We start from the raw sequence: 14381 nt of genomic DNA, 5'->3' as shown, positions 1-14381 counted from the left end.
GACCTGCGCTCGGAGGGGGGTGCAGGTCCTTACGTGTGTCCAGGGGCGCCTACTTCTTCGGCGGCACCGTCGGCATCCCCAGGAACGGCAGCTTCAGCGCGCCGAAGGCGTCCGCGGGGACCGCGGGGGCCTTCGGCGCGACCGCCGCGAGTCGCACGTACGCGGAGCCCTGCGCCGGGCGCGGGTCCTCGCCGCCCTTGTTGGGCCAGAACGACATCGCGCGCTCGGCCTGCGCGGTGATCGTCAGGGACGGATTCACGCCGAGGTTCGCCGAGACCGCGGCGCCGTCGACCACCGAGATGCCCGGGTGGCCGTACAGCCGGTGGTAGGGGTCGATGACACCGGTGTCCGCCGAGTCGCCGATCGGGCAGCCGCCGAGGAAGTGCGCGGTCAGCGGGGTGCCCATGAGCTCGCCGATGTTGGAGCCCGCGAAGCCGTTGATCTCCTGGGAGAGGATCGTCGCCGCGCGCGTGGCCTCGGGGATCTGGTCCGGGTTGGGCGCGCCGTGGCCCTGCCGCGCGGTGAGCAGGCCCTTCCCGAGGCCCTTCTCCTTGCGGTACGTGGTCAGGGAGTTGTCGAGCGACTGCATGACCAGGCCGATGATGGTCCGCTCCGACCAGCGCCGGTTGGAGAGCGAGCGGACCGCGAGCAGCGGGTGGCGCGCCATGTTGGCCGCCCAGCCGACGACCCGGTCCTTGCCGCCCTTCACGCTGTACGGGACCTGGAGCAGCGTCATGCCGCCCATCGCGTTGGACTTCTTGCCGTAGCGGACGGGCTCGATGTGCGTGTTCTCGTTCGGGTGGATCGACGAGGTGATCGCGACGCCCCTGGTGAAGTCGACCTTCGGCGCGCCGTGCCGCTTGCGGTAGCGGCGGTCGGTGGTCTGGGCGCCCACCAGGGCCTCGGAGTTGGTGCGGGTGAGCGTGCCGAGCCGGTGGGAGATCTGCGGGAGCAGGCCGTTGTCCTTCATGCGGTGCAGGAGCGTCTGCGTGCCGTACGTACCTGCGGCGATGACCACCTTGCGCGCCTTGAACGTCCGACCCTTGCCCTTGCGTTTGTCGTCGGTGGGCAGGGTGGCCACCGCGTACCCGCCCCGCGAGTCCTCGGTGACGGCGACGACCGACGTCATCGGGTGGATGACGGCGCCCGCCTTCTCCGCGAGGTAGAGGTAGTTCTCGTTGAGGGTGTTCTTCGCGCCGTGCCGGCAGCCGGTCATGCACTCGCCGCACTCGGTGCAGGCGCGCCGCGAGGGGCCCGCGCCGCCGAAGTAGGGGTCGGGGACCTCGGCGCCCGGCCTGGCCTTCGACGTGCCGTCCGCGTCGTCCTCGTCGCCGAAGAAGACGCCGACGGGCGCCATGTGGAAGCTGTCGCCGACCCCCATCTCCTGTGCGGCCGCCTTCAGATGGACGTCGGAGGGCGTGGTCGTCGGGTTGAGCCGCACGCCGAGCATGCGCTTGGCCTGCTCGTAGTAGGGGTGCAGCTCGTCCTGCCAGTCCGTGATGTCCTTCCACTGCGGGTCGTTGAAGAACGGGGCGGGCGGTACGTAGAGGGTGTTGGCGTAGTTCAGCGAGCCGCCGCCGACTCCGGCGCCCGCGAGGACCATCACGTTGCCGAGCAGGTGGATGCGCTGGATGCCGTAGAGGCCGAGTGCCGGGGCCCAGAGGTAGTTCTTCAGGTCCCAGGAGTTCTTGGGCAGCGTCGCGCGGGTGAAGCGTCGGCCCGCCTCCAGTACGCCGACGCGGTAGCCCTTCTCCGTCAGGCGCAGCGCGGAGACGGCGCCGCCGAAGCCGCTGCCTACGACGATGACGTCGTAGTCGTACGTGGCGTCGTCGCCCGGCTGGTTTTGGGCAGAGCTCTCCTGTGACATGGACTCTCCTCGTCAAATTGCCCGCGGGCCGTCTGTGGTTGCTCGCGCAGTTCCCCGCGTCCCTTCGGGGCGCTCCTGGTGGGGTGCTGCTAGCGCAGGCGCAGCGCCTTCATCACCTTCAGGCTCGTGGTCATGAACGCCGCGTACTTCTCGTCGTCCAGGCCGAACGACGGGGCGAGCGGCATGATCCGCTGGGTGGCGACGGTCTGCGCCTCGGTGTACTTGAGGATGCCCTCGGAGCCGTGGCGGCGGCCGAGCCCGGACTCCTTCATGCCGCCCATCGGGGACTGCACGCTGCCGTAGGCGGGCGCGTAGCCCTCGTTGACGTTGACCGTGCCGGTGCGCAGGCGGGCTGCGACCTTGCGGCCGCGGCCGCCGTCCTTCGTCCAGACCGAGGAGTTCAGGCCGTACGGCGTGGCGTTGGCGAGCTCGATCGCCTCGTTCTCGTCCGTGAAGCGGTAGAGGGAGACGACGGGGCCGAAGGTCTCTTCGTTGCAGACCGACATCGGGGCCTCGACGCCGTCCAGGATGGTCGGCTCGAAGAAGTAGGGGCCGATGTCCGGGCGCGCGACGCCGCCCGCGACGAGCGTGGCGCCCTTGGCGACGGCCTCCTCGACGTGCCGGGTCACGGTCTCCAGCTGGCGCTCGCCCACGAGCGAGCCCATGTCGGCGCCGTACGCGAGGGACTTGCCGAGCCGCATGGCCTTCGTGCGCTCCGCGAAGCGCTCCACGAACCGGTCGGCGATCGACTCGTGGACGTACAACCGCTCGATGGAGATGCACAGTTGGCCGGCGGAGGAGAAGCAGGCCCGCACGGCGCCCGCGGCGGCCTTCTCCACGTCGGCGTCGTGCAGCACCAACATCGCGTTCTTGCCGCCGAGTTCGAGCGAGACGCCGACCAGGCGGGCGGCGGCGCCCTGCGCGACCTCGCGGCCGGTGCGGGTGGAGCCGGTGAAGGAGACGTAATCGGCGTGCTTGACGATCTCGGGGCCGACGACCGGGCCCTCGCCGAGCACGACCTGGAAGACCTCCGAAGGCAGGCCCGCCTCGATGATCAGGTCACGGGCCCACAGGGCGGTGAGGCAGGTCTCCGTGTCGGGCTTCATCACGAGGGCGTTGCCCGCGACGAGGGCGGGCAGCGCGTCGCCGATGGACAGCTCGAAGGGGTAGTTCCAGGGCGCTATCTGCCCGACGACACCGCGCGGCTGGCGGTTCTCGGTGACCTTGGTGAGGGTCGGGACGACGCCGGTGTGCCGCTTGGGGCTCAGGTACGAGGGGGCCTTGCGGCCGTAGTGCCGGGCGGCGACCGCGACGGCCTGGATCTCCTCGTGCGCGTGGAGGCGGGCCTTGCCGGTCTCCAGCTGGATCAGGTCGAGGACCTCGGCCTGGCGCTGGAGCACCAGGTCGTGGAAGCGCAGCAGGACGGCGGCGCGCTGCTTGACGGGGGTCCTGGCCCAGGCGACCTGGGCGGTGCGGGCCCGCTCGAAGGCGGTGGCGACGTCCTCGGGGGTGGACTCGGGCAGGTCGGCCAGCTTCTCGCCGGTGAGCGGCGTGTGGTTGGCCGTGCGTCCCGAGCCGACGACATCACGGGTGAGCTGGGCGATCAGCTCGGGCGTGACCACGTCGGCGGCGGTGCGCGCGCCTTCGGGGGCCGGGGCGGTCGGGTTCGTTCCGAGGGGCGCTGCGGTGGCCTGCGAGTCCGTCATGCTCGTGAGAGTAGGCCCACGTCAGGGTTTTGGGTACCCATCGGTAATGGGCCTTCACCGGTCACTCACACGCCGCCAGTGATTACTGGCGACAAAGCCGCTGATCAGGCCGTTGTCCCGGCGTGCGGCGCGCTGCCGGGCATTTTCAGGAGTTGGTCATGTCCTTGCCGATCTTGAGGCGCTCCCGTACGCCCTTGAAGAGCGCGGTGCCCTCCTTCTCCTCCGGCGTCCCCTTGGGCATGTCCACGCGCAGCTCGTAGAACTCCTGGTCGTCCGTGATGACCAGCAGCTGCATGCAGCGGGTCGCGGTGCCGTCGTCGTACGTCGTGTCGGCGATGACCGCGTCGTAGCCGTTGAAGGACGTCTGCGTGTAGTTCGTGCGCGCGCCCTCGTCGTTGTCGTGCCAGATCGACGCCTCCTGCTTGGCCCAGGTCATGGCGGGCGCCGACGCCATGACCTCCTTGGTGAGCCGGACTTGGAGCAGGCTGCTCTCCGAGGGGCTGTAGACCACGAGACGGGCCGCGATCCGCGCGTGGTCGGCGTCGCTGTCCTCGCGCGCGAAGACCTTGTACTCGCTCGGCACGGAGATCTCCGCGTCGAGCTTCCGCTCGGGCCGGGTCTTCCAGGCGGGCCGCTTCTGCGCGGGTTCCTCCATGGGCGGCGCGGCCTCGCCCACCTCGGCCTCCCCGTACGCCTCTTCCTCACCGCCCCTGTCCCCCATCGAGACACCGAGCCAGACACCGCCGCCGACGAGCAGCGCGCCGGCGAGGGCGGCGGCGATCAGGGCGGGGGTCCGGCGGGACGAGCCGCCACGGGGCTCCGAGGCGACGGTGGGCTCGGGCGTCCGGGCCCGGCCGGGCGCCGGGGCGGGTTCCTGGCCCCGGCCGGGGTCGGCGTCCGGCTCCCGGGAGATCCGCAACGTCCCCACGTCGTCCGACAACTCCCTCAGCCCCGAAGGGTCCTGCGCCGGCTCGGACCCGAACGGCTCCGGCAGCGGCCGCCCCTCCGCCACGGCCTCCAGGGCCGTCGCCACCTCGAAGGCGTCGGGCCGCAGCTCCGGTTCCTTGGACAGCAACCGCTGGATGAGCGGCGCCAGTTCACCGGCCCGCCCCGGCGGCGGCGCCTCCGCGGAGAGGACGGCCGCGAGCGTGGACTCAAGTGTCGTACGCCGGAAGGGGGACCAACCCTCGACCGCCGCGTACAGCAGGACGCCGAGCGACCACAGGTCCGACTCGGGGCCCGCCCCGCGCCCCGACATCCGCTCGGGGGCGATGAATTCGAGCGACCCGACGAACTCGCCGCTCACCGTCAGCGACTCCTCGCCCTGGATGTGCGCGATGCCGAAGTCGGTGAGGACGACGCGGCCGTGCGGGCCGATGAGGACGTTGGCGGGCTTCACGTCGCGGTGCACGATGCCACGCGTGTGCGCGGCGGCGAGGGCGCCGACGACTGCGAGGCCGACGCGGGCCGTCTCGGCGGGCTCCAGCGCGTCGCGCCGGAGCTTCTCGTGCAGCGACTCGCCTCGCACCAACTCCATGACGATCCACGGCAGTCCGTCCTCCAGGACCACGTCGTGGATGGTGACCGCCGCCGGATGGTCGACGCTCGCCGCGGCCCGGGCCTCGCGGTGCAGCCGCGCGTACGCACGCCGGTGCGCGGCGTCGTGCGGATCCCCCGGAAGCCGCGGCTCCTTGACCGCCACGTCCCGCCCGACCAACTCGTCGACGGCACGCCACACGGTGCCCATACCGCCCGACCCGATGCGCTCGGCGAGGCGGTAGCGACCGCCGATCAGACGTCCCCCGCCCGAACGCTCCCTGTCCTGGCGTCCCCCGTCAGTGCTCATGCCACATGAGTACCGTGCGAGGGCGCCAAGGACCAATACGGTGATCCACCTGTAACCGTGAGGGCCGGGGATCTTGAGCCTCGCGGCAGTCGATATCGTCCTCCGGAACCCGGAGTTCACTCACCGACCACAGTGAACTCCCGTACAGGACCAAGGGGGATCCCAGCATGCGATCCAAAGTGGCCGCGCTTGCGCTCACCGTCGCCTCGGCCGCGACCATGACAGTGATGGCACCCGGAGGGTCAGCAGAAGCGGCCTCGGCGCGCTCATGCCAGACAGTGAATCTGGGAACGTTCAAAGACGGAGGGGTCTGCTTCTACCACCGCTCGGACAACATCAAGGTCTTCTACTCGGGCAACGGCCAGAAGGGCTGGAAGATCACGGGTTCCGGGCACACGACCGACGGACGCAAGCTCAAGTGCGTCAACCGCAAGCGGGACTCCATCAAGACCTGTGACTACAACCTGTCGGAGAGTGCGCTGCTGACGTATCGGATCACCGCCAGCAGGCCCGGCTCCACGACGAAGAAGAGCCCCTGGCTCACGGTGAGCGTCCGCACCGGAAAGCCCGTCAACAGCTGATCGCCCCGCTTCCTCGGGGCGCCTGCGTGCAGGCGCCCCGAGCGCGGTTTCCATCCGTCAGAGCTTGTCGAGCTCCAGATCGGAGATCGCGGTCTCGGCTACCTCGCGGCCGCGTGCCGTGAAGTCCCCCTTGCCGGGGTAGCCAATCGTCAACTTGTACATGTCGCCGGACTTGGTCTTGTAGTAGAGGGCCTTGAGTTCGCGCGGGCGCGGGTTGTCGCTGTCCGTCGTGGAGTAGACGACGGTGTTCTCCGCGGCCTTCTCCCCCTTGAACTCGGTCTCCTTGGAGTCGCTCGTGGGCGCGGGGTCGGAGGCCATGCCGAGGTCGTAACTGCCCGACTTCTTGAAGTCCGCGTCGTCGTCGTACATCTCGGCGGCCGCGGTGCCTGCGATGTCACCGTTGACGTCCTCGGACTTCTTCATGAGCTCCAGGGCGATCCAGACACTGCCGCTCGGGTCGGTGTACTGGACCCAGTGCCTCTTCTCGTCCGAGTTGTCGTCCTCGGACTTCGTGTAGCCCTCGGGCACGGCGACGGTCGCCGCCAGTTCCTTCGACTTCTCCTTCTTCCACCCCTCCGCGTCCGAGCCCCCGAAGGGATTCATCGCCACCAGCACGCCCGCCGCCACCGCCGCGACGACCACGCCCGCGACGATCGCCAGGGTCTTGCGGCTCAGGAAGATTCCCTTGCCGTCGTGGCCCGTGCCGCCGGGCCCCGCGACCGTGACGACCTGCGTCGGCGCCGCCTGCGGGGGCGTGGCCGCCTCTTCCAGGAGCGCGCGGACCTGCGCGGCGTTCGGGCGCTGGGCGGGGTCCTTGGCCAGCAGGCGGTTGATCGCGTCGGCGAGCGGGCCCGAGGCCGACGCGGGCGCCGCGGGTGTCGCGTTCAGGACGGACTGGAGCGTCGCGGGGGTGTTGTTGCGGCGGAACGGCGAGACGCCCTCCGTGGCCGCGTACAGGACGACGCCCAGCGACCAGAGGTCGGACGCCGGACCGGGGCGCTGGCCCAACACCCGCTCCGGGGCTATGAATTCGGGCGAGCCGACGAAGCCGCCGGTGTCCGTCAGGTTGGTCTCGCCCTCGATCTGGGCGATGCCGAAGTCGGTCAGGACTACGCGGTCGTGCCGGCCCAGCATGACGTTGTCCGGCTTCACGTCACGGTGCAGGATGCCCGCCTGGTGCGCGGCGTCCAGGGCGTTCAGTACGGCCAGGCCGATGCGGGCGGCGTCGCGCGCGCCGAGCGTGCCCTCCTGGAGCGCGGCGCCGAGCGAACGGCCCTGGACCAGCTCCATCACGATCCACGGCTGGCCTTCCTCGACCGCGACGTCGTGGACGTTGACCACGGCCGGGTGGTCGAGCCGGGCCGCGGCGCGCGCCTCGCGGCGCATCCGCTCGAAGGCGTTGGCGCGCTCCCGCTCGGGCAGGTGGTCGGGGACGCGCGGCTCCTTCACGGCGACCTCGCGGTCCACCGTCTCGTCCTTGGCGCGCCACACCGTGCCCATGCCGCCGTGGCCGAGCTTGGACAGCAGCCGGTAGCGGCCCGCGATCAGCCGGCCGGCGCCGGGCTCCGCCTCGGCCTGCCGGTTCGGCACGGCCTGATCCGGCACGACCTGGGTGGGCTGGGCGTACGGAGAAGGGGGCGGTGTGGGAGCGGCGGGCTGCGACGGCTGGTGCGGCTGCTGCTGCGCGTACGGGTTGCCGGGGTGAGCACCACCGTTCTGGCCGGATTGCCCCGGTACGCCGGGCTGTTGCGGCGGCTGGAGGCCGAAGCTGGTGGGTTCATACGGGCCGTAGGAGGCTCCCCCGTCGTTACTCATGCCCCCATGAGTACCTTGCGGGGCACCTCGGTTTCCAGCCAGGCCGCCCACTTGTGACCGGGGTGATGCACGCGGCACCGCACGCATCGCAGCGGCCTCTCGTCACCGACGTACGAACGTGTCGACCGCCGCGTCGAAGTACCTCCGCGCCTGCGCCGCGTCCCCCACCGGCGCCGAGACCCACACGTCGTACATCCGGCCGCCCTCCTCCCAGCACAGGTCGAATGTGTGCCGGGCGCCCTCCTCCTCGAAGAAGCCGTCCCAGGTGAACTCCCACAGGGCCGCGGGCCTGCCGTTGCGCGTGGTCTCCGTGACCTTGCCGTCGCGGTAGCCGGGGTTGTTCTTCGGCCCCTCGGCGTCGGCACGGCGCTGCGCCGCGAGCGGGCCACCGGGCTCGCGGGCCGCCTTCTTGATGCCGATGCGGTACGTGCCGCCCGGCGAGACGTAGAAGACGCGGGGCCCGTCCACCTCCCGCCGGAACCCTTCGGGCACGGCGAGCGCGAAGCCCGCGGGGTCCTTCGCGATGCGGAAGCCCTGCGGAGCCTCGGGCGAGGAAGGCCTCGGCGTGGCGGTCGTCACCGTGACCGTGGGCGTGGGCGAACTCGGCGGCGCGGAGGACGAGGTGGCCGGTGTGCCGCCGCCCTCGCCGCCCCTGTTCAACAGGAGCACGGCGGAGACCCCGGCCCCCGCGACGGCGGCGACCAGGGCAGCGGCGATCAGGACGACCTTGCCGTGCCCGCCGGGCGCCTTCGCATGCCCGCCGTGCCCCTTCGCATGCCCGGCGGCGGGCGCCCGCGGCCCCAGGGGCAGATCGCGCTGCGTGGGCGTGTATCCACCGCGCCGCGCGGCCTCCGGCATCCGCCCCGTCTCGACGTACGCCCGCAGCAGCCGTTCCGCCTCCTCCGCGTCGATCCTTCGCTCCGGATCGCGGTCCAGGAGGCCGAGCACGACGGGCAGGAGCGGCGCGGCCGCCGCGGGCGGGCGTATCTCGTCGTAGACGACGGCGTGCAGGACCCCGCCGATCGAGTCACGGCGGAACGGCGACTCCCCCGCCAGCGCGGTGACGAGCAGCGCGCCCAGCGACCACAGGTCCGACTCGGGCCCGGTCCGCTCCCCCGCCATCCGCTCCGGCGCGGTGTACTCGGGCGAGCCCACGAACGACCCGACCTCCGTCAGCGTCGTCGCCCCGGTGAGCTGCGCGATCCCGAAGTCGGTGAGCACGACACGGCCGGTGGCGCTCTCCAGGAGTACGTTGGCGGGCTTGAGGTCTCGGTGCAGGATGCCCGACTCGTGGGCGGCCCGCAGCGCGCCGATCAGGTCGATGCCCATCCGCGCGACGGCATGCGCGTCCAGCGGCCCCTGCCGTGCGATCCGCCCGGCCAGCGAACCGCCCTCGATCAACTCCATGACGATGTACGGGTGTTCGTCCTGCACGACGACGTCATGGACGACGATGACGTGCGGGTGCCGCAACTGCGCCACGGCCCGGGCCTCGCGCAGCGTCCGCTCGCGCTGCTGCTCCGCCTCGGTCTCGGAGAGCGTCTCGTCGAGCTCCAGTTCCTTGACGGCGACCTGACGGCCCAGAAGCTGGTCGGTGGCGCGCCAGACGACCCCCATGCCGCCCCGGCCGAGCCGCGCCTCCAGGCGGTAACGACCGGCGATCACACGGGTGTTGGCGCCTCCGGTGCCGCCTCCGCCGACGCTGCCCCCGCCGGCGCCGGCCCCACCGGCGTGGTCTCCCAGGCTCCCCATGCGGCCATCATGCCCCACACGTGTGCGAACGGAATGGGTCGGACAGAGCCGCGGGCAGGTTCCGGCCGCCGCCGCCCGTCACCGGGGGGACGTACCAGGCGCCCCAGGCGTCGGCGCGGGCGCTCAGCCCTCCCGCCATCCCCGGAGCATCGCGTCGAACTGCTCCCGGGTGGTGTCCCAGTCGTCGGCGGGGGCCGACAGGTAGATGGCGTACTCGACGCCGTCACGGCTGAGATAGGTCTGCTCGATGGCGCGGCGCGGGCCCGCGGTCGTGTCGTTGGCCCCCGCCGTCCAGCTGAACTCCCAGAGGGATCCCGACTGGTCGCGGAATTTGTTGGAGTTCAGGTGCAGCCGCTGGTACGCGGGGAGCTTGGGCTTGAGGCCCTTCTCCAGGGCCAGTTGGTGCGTGTAGGAGCTCTCGAACCGCGGGTTGCGGTCGATGCCGATGCGCAGGAAGCGCCGCCCGTCGTCGGGCGTGTAGTCGACCTGGTTGCCGTCCATCTCGCGCTTCCAGCCCTTGGGCAGCATGAGGCTGAAGCCGTCCGGGTCGTTCACCCGCTCCCAGTCGTCGGGGATGCCGCCGACCGACTTGCCGGGGTCGGCCACGAAGCCCGGAGTCTGCGCCTGGCGCTCGCCCTGCTCGCCGCCGCCCGTGTAGTGCAGATACCCGAAGACGCCGGCGCCGCCGAGCAGCGCGGCCACGACGACGAGCGCGGCGACGGCGAGCCCGCGGCGGCGCCTCCCCGAGGCGGGCGGCTCCGAGGCCCCCGTGTCGACCACGGTGGCGGGATCCGGTCCCGACCGGGCGGCGGTGACGGTGGTGGGCCGGTCCGTGGCGTGCACCCGCGTCGGCACGTACGCCTGCGCCGCGCTCGGCCGCCGCCCCTCCGCGGCCTCGGCGAGCATCGCCTCGGCCTCCTCGGCGGTCGGCCTGGCCGCCGGATCCTTGCGGAGCAGCGCGCTGATGATCGGGGCGAGAGCGCCCGCGCGCTCGAGCGGCGCGGGCTCCTCGGTGACCACGGCCTGCATGGTGCCGAGCGGCGACGTGCGCCGGAACGGCGAGATGCCCTCGACAGCCGTGTACAGCGTCGCGCCGAGCGCCCACAGGTCGGACGCGGGGCCCGGGTTGCCGCCGCTGACGCGCTCGGGCGCCAAGTAGTCGACGGAGCCGACGACTTCCCCGGTCCGCGTGATCGTCGAGTCGCCCTCGATCGCCGCGATCCCGAAGTCGGTGAGCAGGATCCGGCGGTCGGTCGCCAGGAGGACGTTGCCGGGCTTGACGTCGCGGTGCAGCACCCCGGCGGCGTGCGCGGCGCGCAGGGCCTTGAGGGTCCACAGGCCGATGCGGGCCGCCTCGACGGGCTCGACGCGGCCGTCGTCCTTGACCGCGTCCGCCAGCGAACGGCCCTCGACCAGCTCCATCACGATCCAGGGCCGGTCGTCGTACTGCACGACGTCGTGGACGGTGACCACCGCGGGGTGGTTGATCCGGGCCGCGGCCCGCGCCTCCGTCTGCGTACGCGCGAACAGGACCGCGCGGTCGGCCTCCTGCACGAACTGGGCTGCCGTCAGCTCCTTGACGGCCACGGCACGGTGCAGCACCTCGTCCTGCGCGCGCCACACCCGTCCCATGCCACCACGCCCGATGGACTCACCGAGTCGGTAGCGGCCCGCGAGGAGCAGGCCCTGGCTCTGATTCACGTTACCCCGCAATGGTCTTGACAGGGCCAGGTTAAGGAGCGGGGGCCGCGCAGGGAACCGCAGGGGGTCTTAGGAGACCGCTCCGTTAGCTCGCGGCGGCCCCTGAATGCCGGGTGGTGACGGTCGGACGGCATCCGGTGACAGGTGTCAGCCGACGACTTGATACGTGGCCGACGCCTGCTCGTACAGCCGCGTCACCTCGTCCCGCTCCGCCTCGGGCCCCCGCACCTGCACCACGTGGTACTTCCCCCCGACGACCATCGCGAGATTGCGTACGAAGACCTCGCGGCCCGCGGAGTCCTGCCAGGTGAACTGCCCTTCGGCCATGGCACGTCCGCCGACGTCGATGCGCCGCATGCCGCTGGAGGTGGCCCAGGAGGAGTCGCGGAACGGCTGCAGCTCGCGCTCGTCCTCGCGCTGGTACTTCATGGGGTCGCTGCCGTAGCCGTCCGTGCTGTCGCGGCCCGGGACGACGAGCAGCTCGAAGTCGCCGTGGGTGTAACGGACCTGGCCGCGGCCGTTCTTGGGCTGCCGGTCCCAGCCGTCGGCCACGGCGACGCGGAAGCCCTCGGCGTCCTTGCGCAGGACGAAGCCTTGCGGCAGCTCGGGTCCGTTGCTCTGCGGCTCCTGCGAACTGGGTTGGTTGCCGGGCTTGTCCTTGCCCTTGTCCTTCTCCGGCCGGTCTTCCTCGGGCTTGTCCTTGCCGGAGCCGTCGCCGGCCCCGCCACTGGTGCCCGGCGCCGAACTGGCCTCGCCCGCACTGCCCGCCCGGTCGCCCGAGGTGCCCTCGTCGGCCTTGGGCATGAACACCACCGCGTACGTGATGGCCGCGGCGAGCCCGATCAGGATGGCCACCAGCAAGAGCCGCCCGAGCGAGCGGGGGCGGGCCCCGCCACGGGCCTGCGGCACGCGTGCGCGGCGCTCGGGGCCTTGATGGCGATCGGGTCGTTCGCGTTCGCGGGGAGGTCGGGGCTCGGGGGGCAGCCCGGGGTCGCGCGGGGGCCGGGCGGTGGGGCTCGGCGCGCCCAGAGGCGAGGCGACGCGGACGTCCCCGCCCTTGGCGCCACGCTTCTTGCCGCGCTTGTGCCGACCGTGCCCGTTGCCCTGGCCGTTCCCGGCGGGGGCGGCGGTGCCCCGCCGCTTGCGCACGACCTCGCCGCGGCGGCGTACGACGGGCAGCCGCCCCGCGTCGTACGGCGGCACCGGCACGACATGCGCCCCGGCCTCCGGCTCCGGCGCGGAACGCACCAACGAGCGCAGCCAGCCGCTCAGTTCCTCGAAGTCGAGCCGGTCGGTGGGGTCCTGCCGCAGCAGCGACTCGACCACGGGCCGCAGGGGTCCGCACTCCTCGGCGAAGGCGGGCGGCTCGGCGCACACCATCTGCACGAGCTCGGCCGTGCTGTCCTCCGGGTAGGGCGCATGCCCCTGCACGGCGCGGAAGAGCAGCGCCCCCAGGGCCCACAGGTCGGTGGCGGGCCCGATCGGCGCGGCAAGCCGCCAGTTCTCGTGCACGGGTCCGGCCTGCTCGGGCGCCCACCGCTCGGTGACGGCCCCCACGACCACCATGCGCGCATGCCGAGCCCGCTCGGCGGCGAGGGCGGTGGCGGGCCCACGCAGCACGCCACCTTCGACACCGGGGTCGCCCCAACTCCCGTAGGAAGAACCGGATCCACGCGAGGCGGCCCCTTCAGCTCCTGAGGCGTCCCGGCTCCCGTGGGGAGCGGCAGCCGCGCGGCTACCGGCGCCGCCGTTCCTCTCGTCGCTCACGTCGCTCTCGGCGAAGCCGCCGAAGTCACCGAAACCGCCGGCCCCCTGCCCGACCGACCCTCCGGGCAGCGCCGACCGCCCCGAACGCCCTCCGGCACCCGTACCCGCCCCGGAGCCTTCCGCGTGCCGCGCGGACGGGCCGCCGGGGCGTGGGACCGCGCCATGCCAAGGCTTCGTCCCCGCCACGCCGTAGGGGTCGGCTATCCGCCCGGCGGTCCCCGGCTCCTCGTCCGTCCGCCCTGCGGCCCCGGGCTCCTCGTCGCTGTCCCGCGCACCGCGCGCCGGCGCGTACCCGGCCGGGGGTGCCGGCAGACCGCCCTCGTCGTCCACGCGCGCCGCGGCCCGCGTGCCCGCGCGATACGCCGCGACCGCCCCCGGCCGCCGGGCCGCCCGCGCACCGTTCCCCTCCGGCTCCGGAGCGGGATCAAGGGGTACGTCCTCAGCCTCGTGCCCGGAGGTGTCTCCGTACGAGTACCCGGAAGTGTCTCCGTACGAAGTCCCCCCGAACCCCGCCACGTTCCCCACCGACCCCGCCGAGCCCGCGGCCTGCCCCGCCTCCACGGGCCGGGGGTCGTACCCGCAGAGGGCCTCCTCGGCCGCACCGGCCGCGAGGCCCGTCAGCATCACGCGGCCGTCGTCGCATATCAACACCGTCCGCGCGGTGATGTTCCGATGCACCCACCCGTGCGCGTGCAGCACCCGCAGCGCCGCGAGGACGTCGGCCGCGACCTCGGCCGCCCGGTAGGCGCTCAGCGGCCGGTCCGCGAGCAGGGCCGCCAGCGGCCTCGCCGCCACCAACTCGCTGACTATCCACAGCGAGCCGCCCTCCGCGAACACGTCGAAGACCTGGTCGAGCCGGGGGTGGTCCGGTATCTGCGCGGCCGCCTGCGCCGCCTCGATCGCGCGCCGCACCGCCGGATCCGTGGGCCTGCGCGTCGTCCGTGCCGAGGCCCGCCGCACCCCGGCCCCGCCGGTCCGCGCCACGAACCCGTCGGGCAGATCGCGCAGATCGTCCTCGTCGACCACCTCGGCCTCGACGATCTCCGGCAACGGCACCTGCCGGACCAGGACTTCCTGCCCGCTGTACGTGTCGAAGGCGCGCGACTCGGCGAGTTCGTACTCGTCCGAGGGCGGCATGGGCAGGCGGTAGCGGTCGGCGAGCACCCGTCCCGCATAGTCGTCCACGACGCCTCCCCCGTCCGCCCGGTGGTCAATTCCGTTCGTCTTGCGGCTCGTTGCGGCTGCGTACCGTCCGCAAGCACTCACGATACGTGCCGTGGACGAACCGCAATGGGGGATATGAGATCTAAGGCCAGAACTCCCGGCCGTACAACCTCAGGACTCGA

8 protein-coding genes are annotated in these 14381 nt (G+C 72.4%); 1 reads left to right on the top strand and 7 read right to left on the bottom strand.

Translation table 11 applies throughout. The features are described from left to right. Positions 1 to 49: 49 nt before the first annotated feature. The 3 genes from ACZ4D5_RS17915 to ACZ4D5_RS17905 form a co-directional block, all read right to left on the bottom strand. On the bottom strand, positions 50 to 1867 hold the full coding sequence (locus tag ACZ4D5_RS17915) for a GMC family oxidoreductase N-terminal domain-containing protein (RefSeq protein WP_467773303.1): 1818 nt from the start codon (positions 1865 to 1867) through the stop codon (positions 50 to 52). 89 nt (positions 1868 to 1956) lie between these two features. Further along, positions 1957 to 3573 (bottom strand): succinic semialdehyde dehydrogenase, encoded by a 1617-nt coding sequence (locus ACZ4D5_RS17910; RefSeq protein ID WP_467773302.1) that lies wholly within the window; start codon positions 3571 to 3573, stop codon positions 1957 to 1959. 145 nt (positions 3574 to 3718) lie between these two features. Next, the gene (locus ACZ4D5_RS17905; protein WP_467773301.1) at positions 3719 to 5419 is read right to left on the bottom strand and encodes a serine/threonine-protein kinase; all 1701 of its coding nucleotides are present in this window, start codon (positions 5417 to 5419) and stop codon (positions 3719 to 3721) included. Positions 5420 to 5697: 278 nt separating this feature from the next. Between ACZ4D5_RS17905 and ACZ4D5_RS17900 the strand changes: the two genes are divergently transcribed. Further along, entirely contained in the window at positions 5698 to 6000 is a 303-nt protein-coding gene (locus ACZ4D5_RS17900) for a hypothetical protein (protein WP_467773300.1), read from the top strand. Between the two features lie 57 nt (positions 6001 to 6057). Here ACZ4D5_RS17900 and ACZ4D5_RS17895 read toward each other — a convergent pair whose 3' ends face one another. From ACZ4D5_RS17895 to ACZ4D5_RS17880, 4 genes are all read right to left on the bottom strand, one after another. After that, complete coding sequence (locus ACZ4D5_RS17895) at positions 6058 to 7815, bottom strand: serine/threonine-protein kinase (RefSeq protein ID WP_467773299.1); 1758 nt, start codon at positions 7813 to 7815, stop codon at positions 6058 to 6060. Between the two features lie 102 nt (positions 7816 to 7917). Next, entirely contained in the window at positions 7918 to 9567 is a 1650-nt protein-coding gene (locus ACZ4D5_RS17890) for a serine/threonine-protein kinase (protein ID WP_467773298.1), read from the bottom strand. Between the two features lie 123 nt (positions 9568 to 9690). Then, positions 9691 to 11268, bottom strand: a complete 1578-nt coding sequence (locus ACZ4D5_RS17885; RefSeq protein ID WP_467773297.1) for a serine/threonine-protein kinase — start codon at positions 11266 to 11268, stop codon at positions 9691 to 9693. A gap of 147 nt (positions 11269 to 11415) precedes the next feature. Beyond that, positions 11416 to 14220: a protein kinase gene (locus ACZ4D5_RS17880; RefSeq protein ID WP_467773296.1), complete on the bottom strand. Its 2805-nt coding sequence runs from the start codon at positions 14218 to 14220 to the stop codon at positions 11416 to 11418. Positions 14221 to 14381: the final 161 nt, after the last annotated feature.

Source organism: Streptomyces sp. NPDC025651 (assembly GCF_055558735.1).
This window is presented reverse-complemented; position numbering and strand designations above follow the sequence as displayed.

Bases quoted from the DNA above. Each gene is read 5' to 3' on its own strand.
- ACZ4D5_RS17915 (WP_467773303.1), bottom strand. From the start codon at position 1,867: ATGTCACAGGAGAGCTCTGCCCAAAACCAGCCGGGCGACGACGCCACG.
- ACZ4D5_RS17910 (WP_467773302.1), bottom strand. From the start codon at position 3,573: ATGACGGACTCGCAGGCCACCGCAGCGCCCCTCGGAACGAACCCGACC.
- ACZ4D5_RS17905 (WP_467773301.1), bottom strand. From the start codon at position 5,419: ATGAGCACTGACGGGGGACGCCAGGACAGGGAGCGTTCGGGCGGGGGA.
- ACZ4D5_RS17895 (WP_467773299.1), bottom strand. From the start codon at position 7,815: ATGAGTAACGACGGGGGAGCCTCCTACGGCCCGTATGAACCCACCAGC.
- ACZ4D5_RS17890 (WP_467773298.1), bottom strand. From the start codon at position 9,567: ATGGGGAGCCTGGGAGACCACGCCGGTGGGGCCGGCGCCGGCGGGGGC.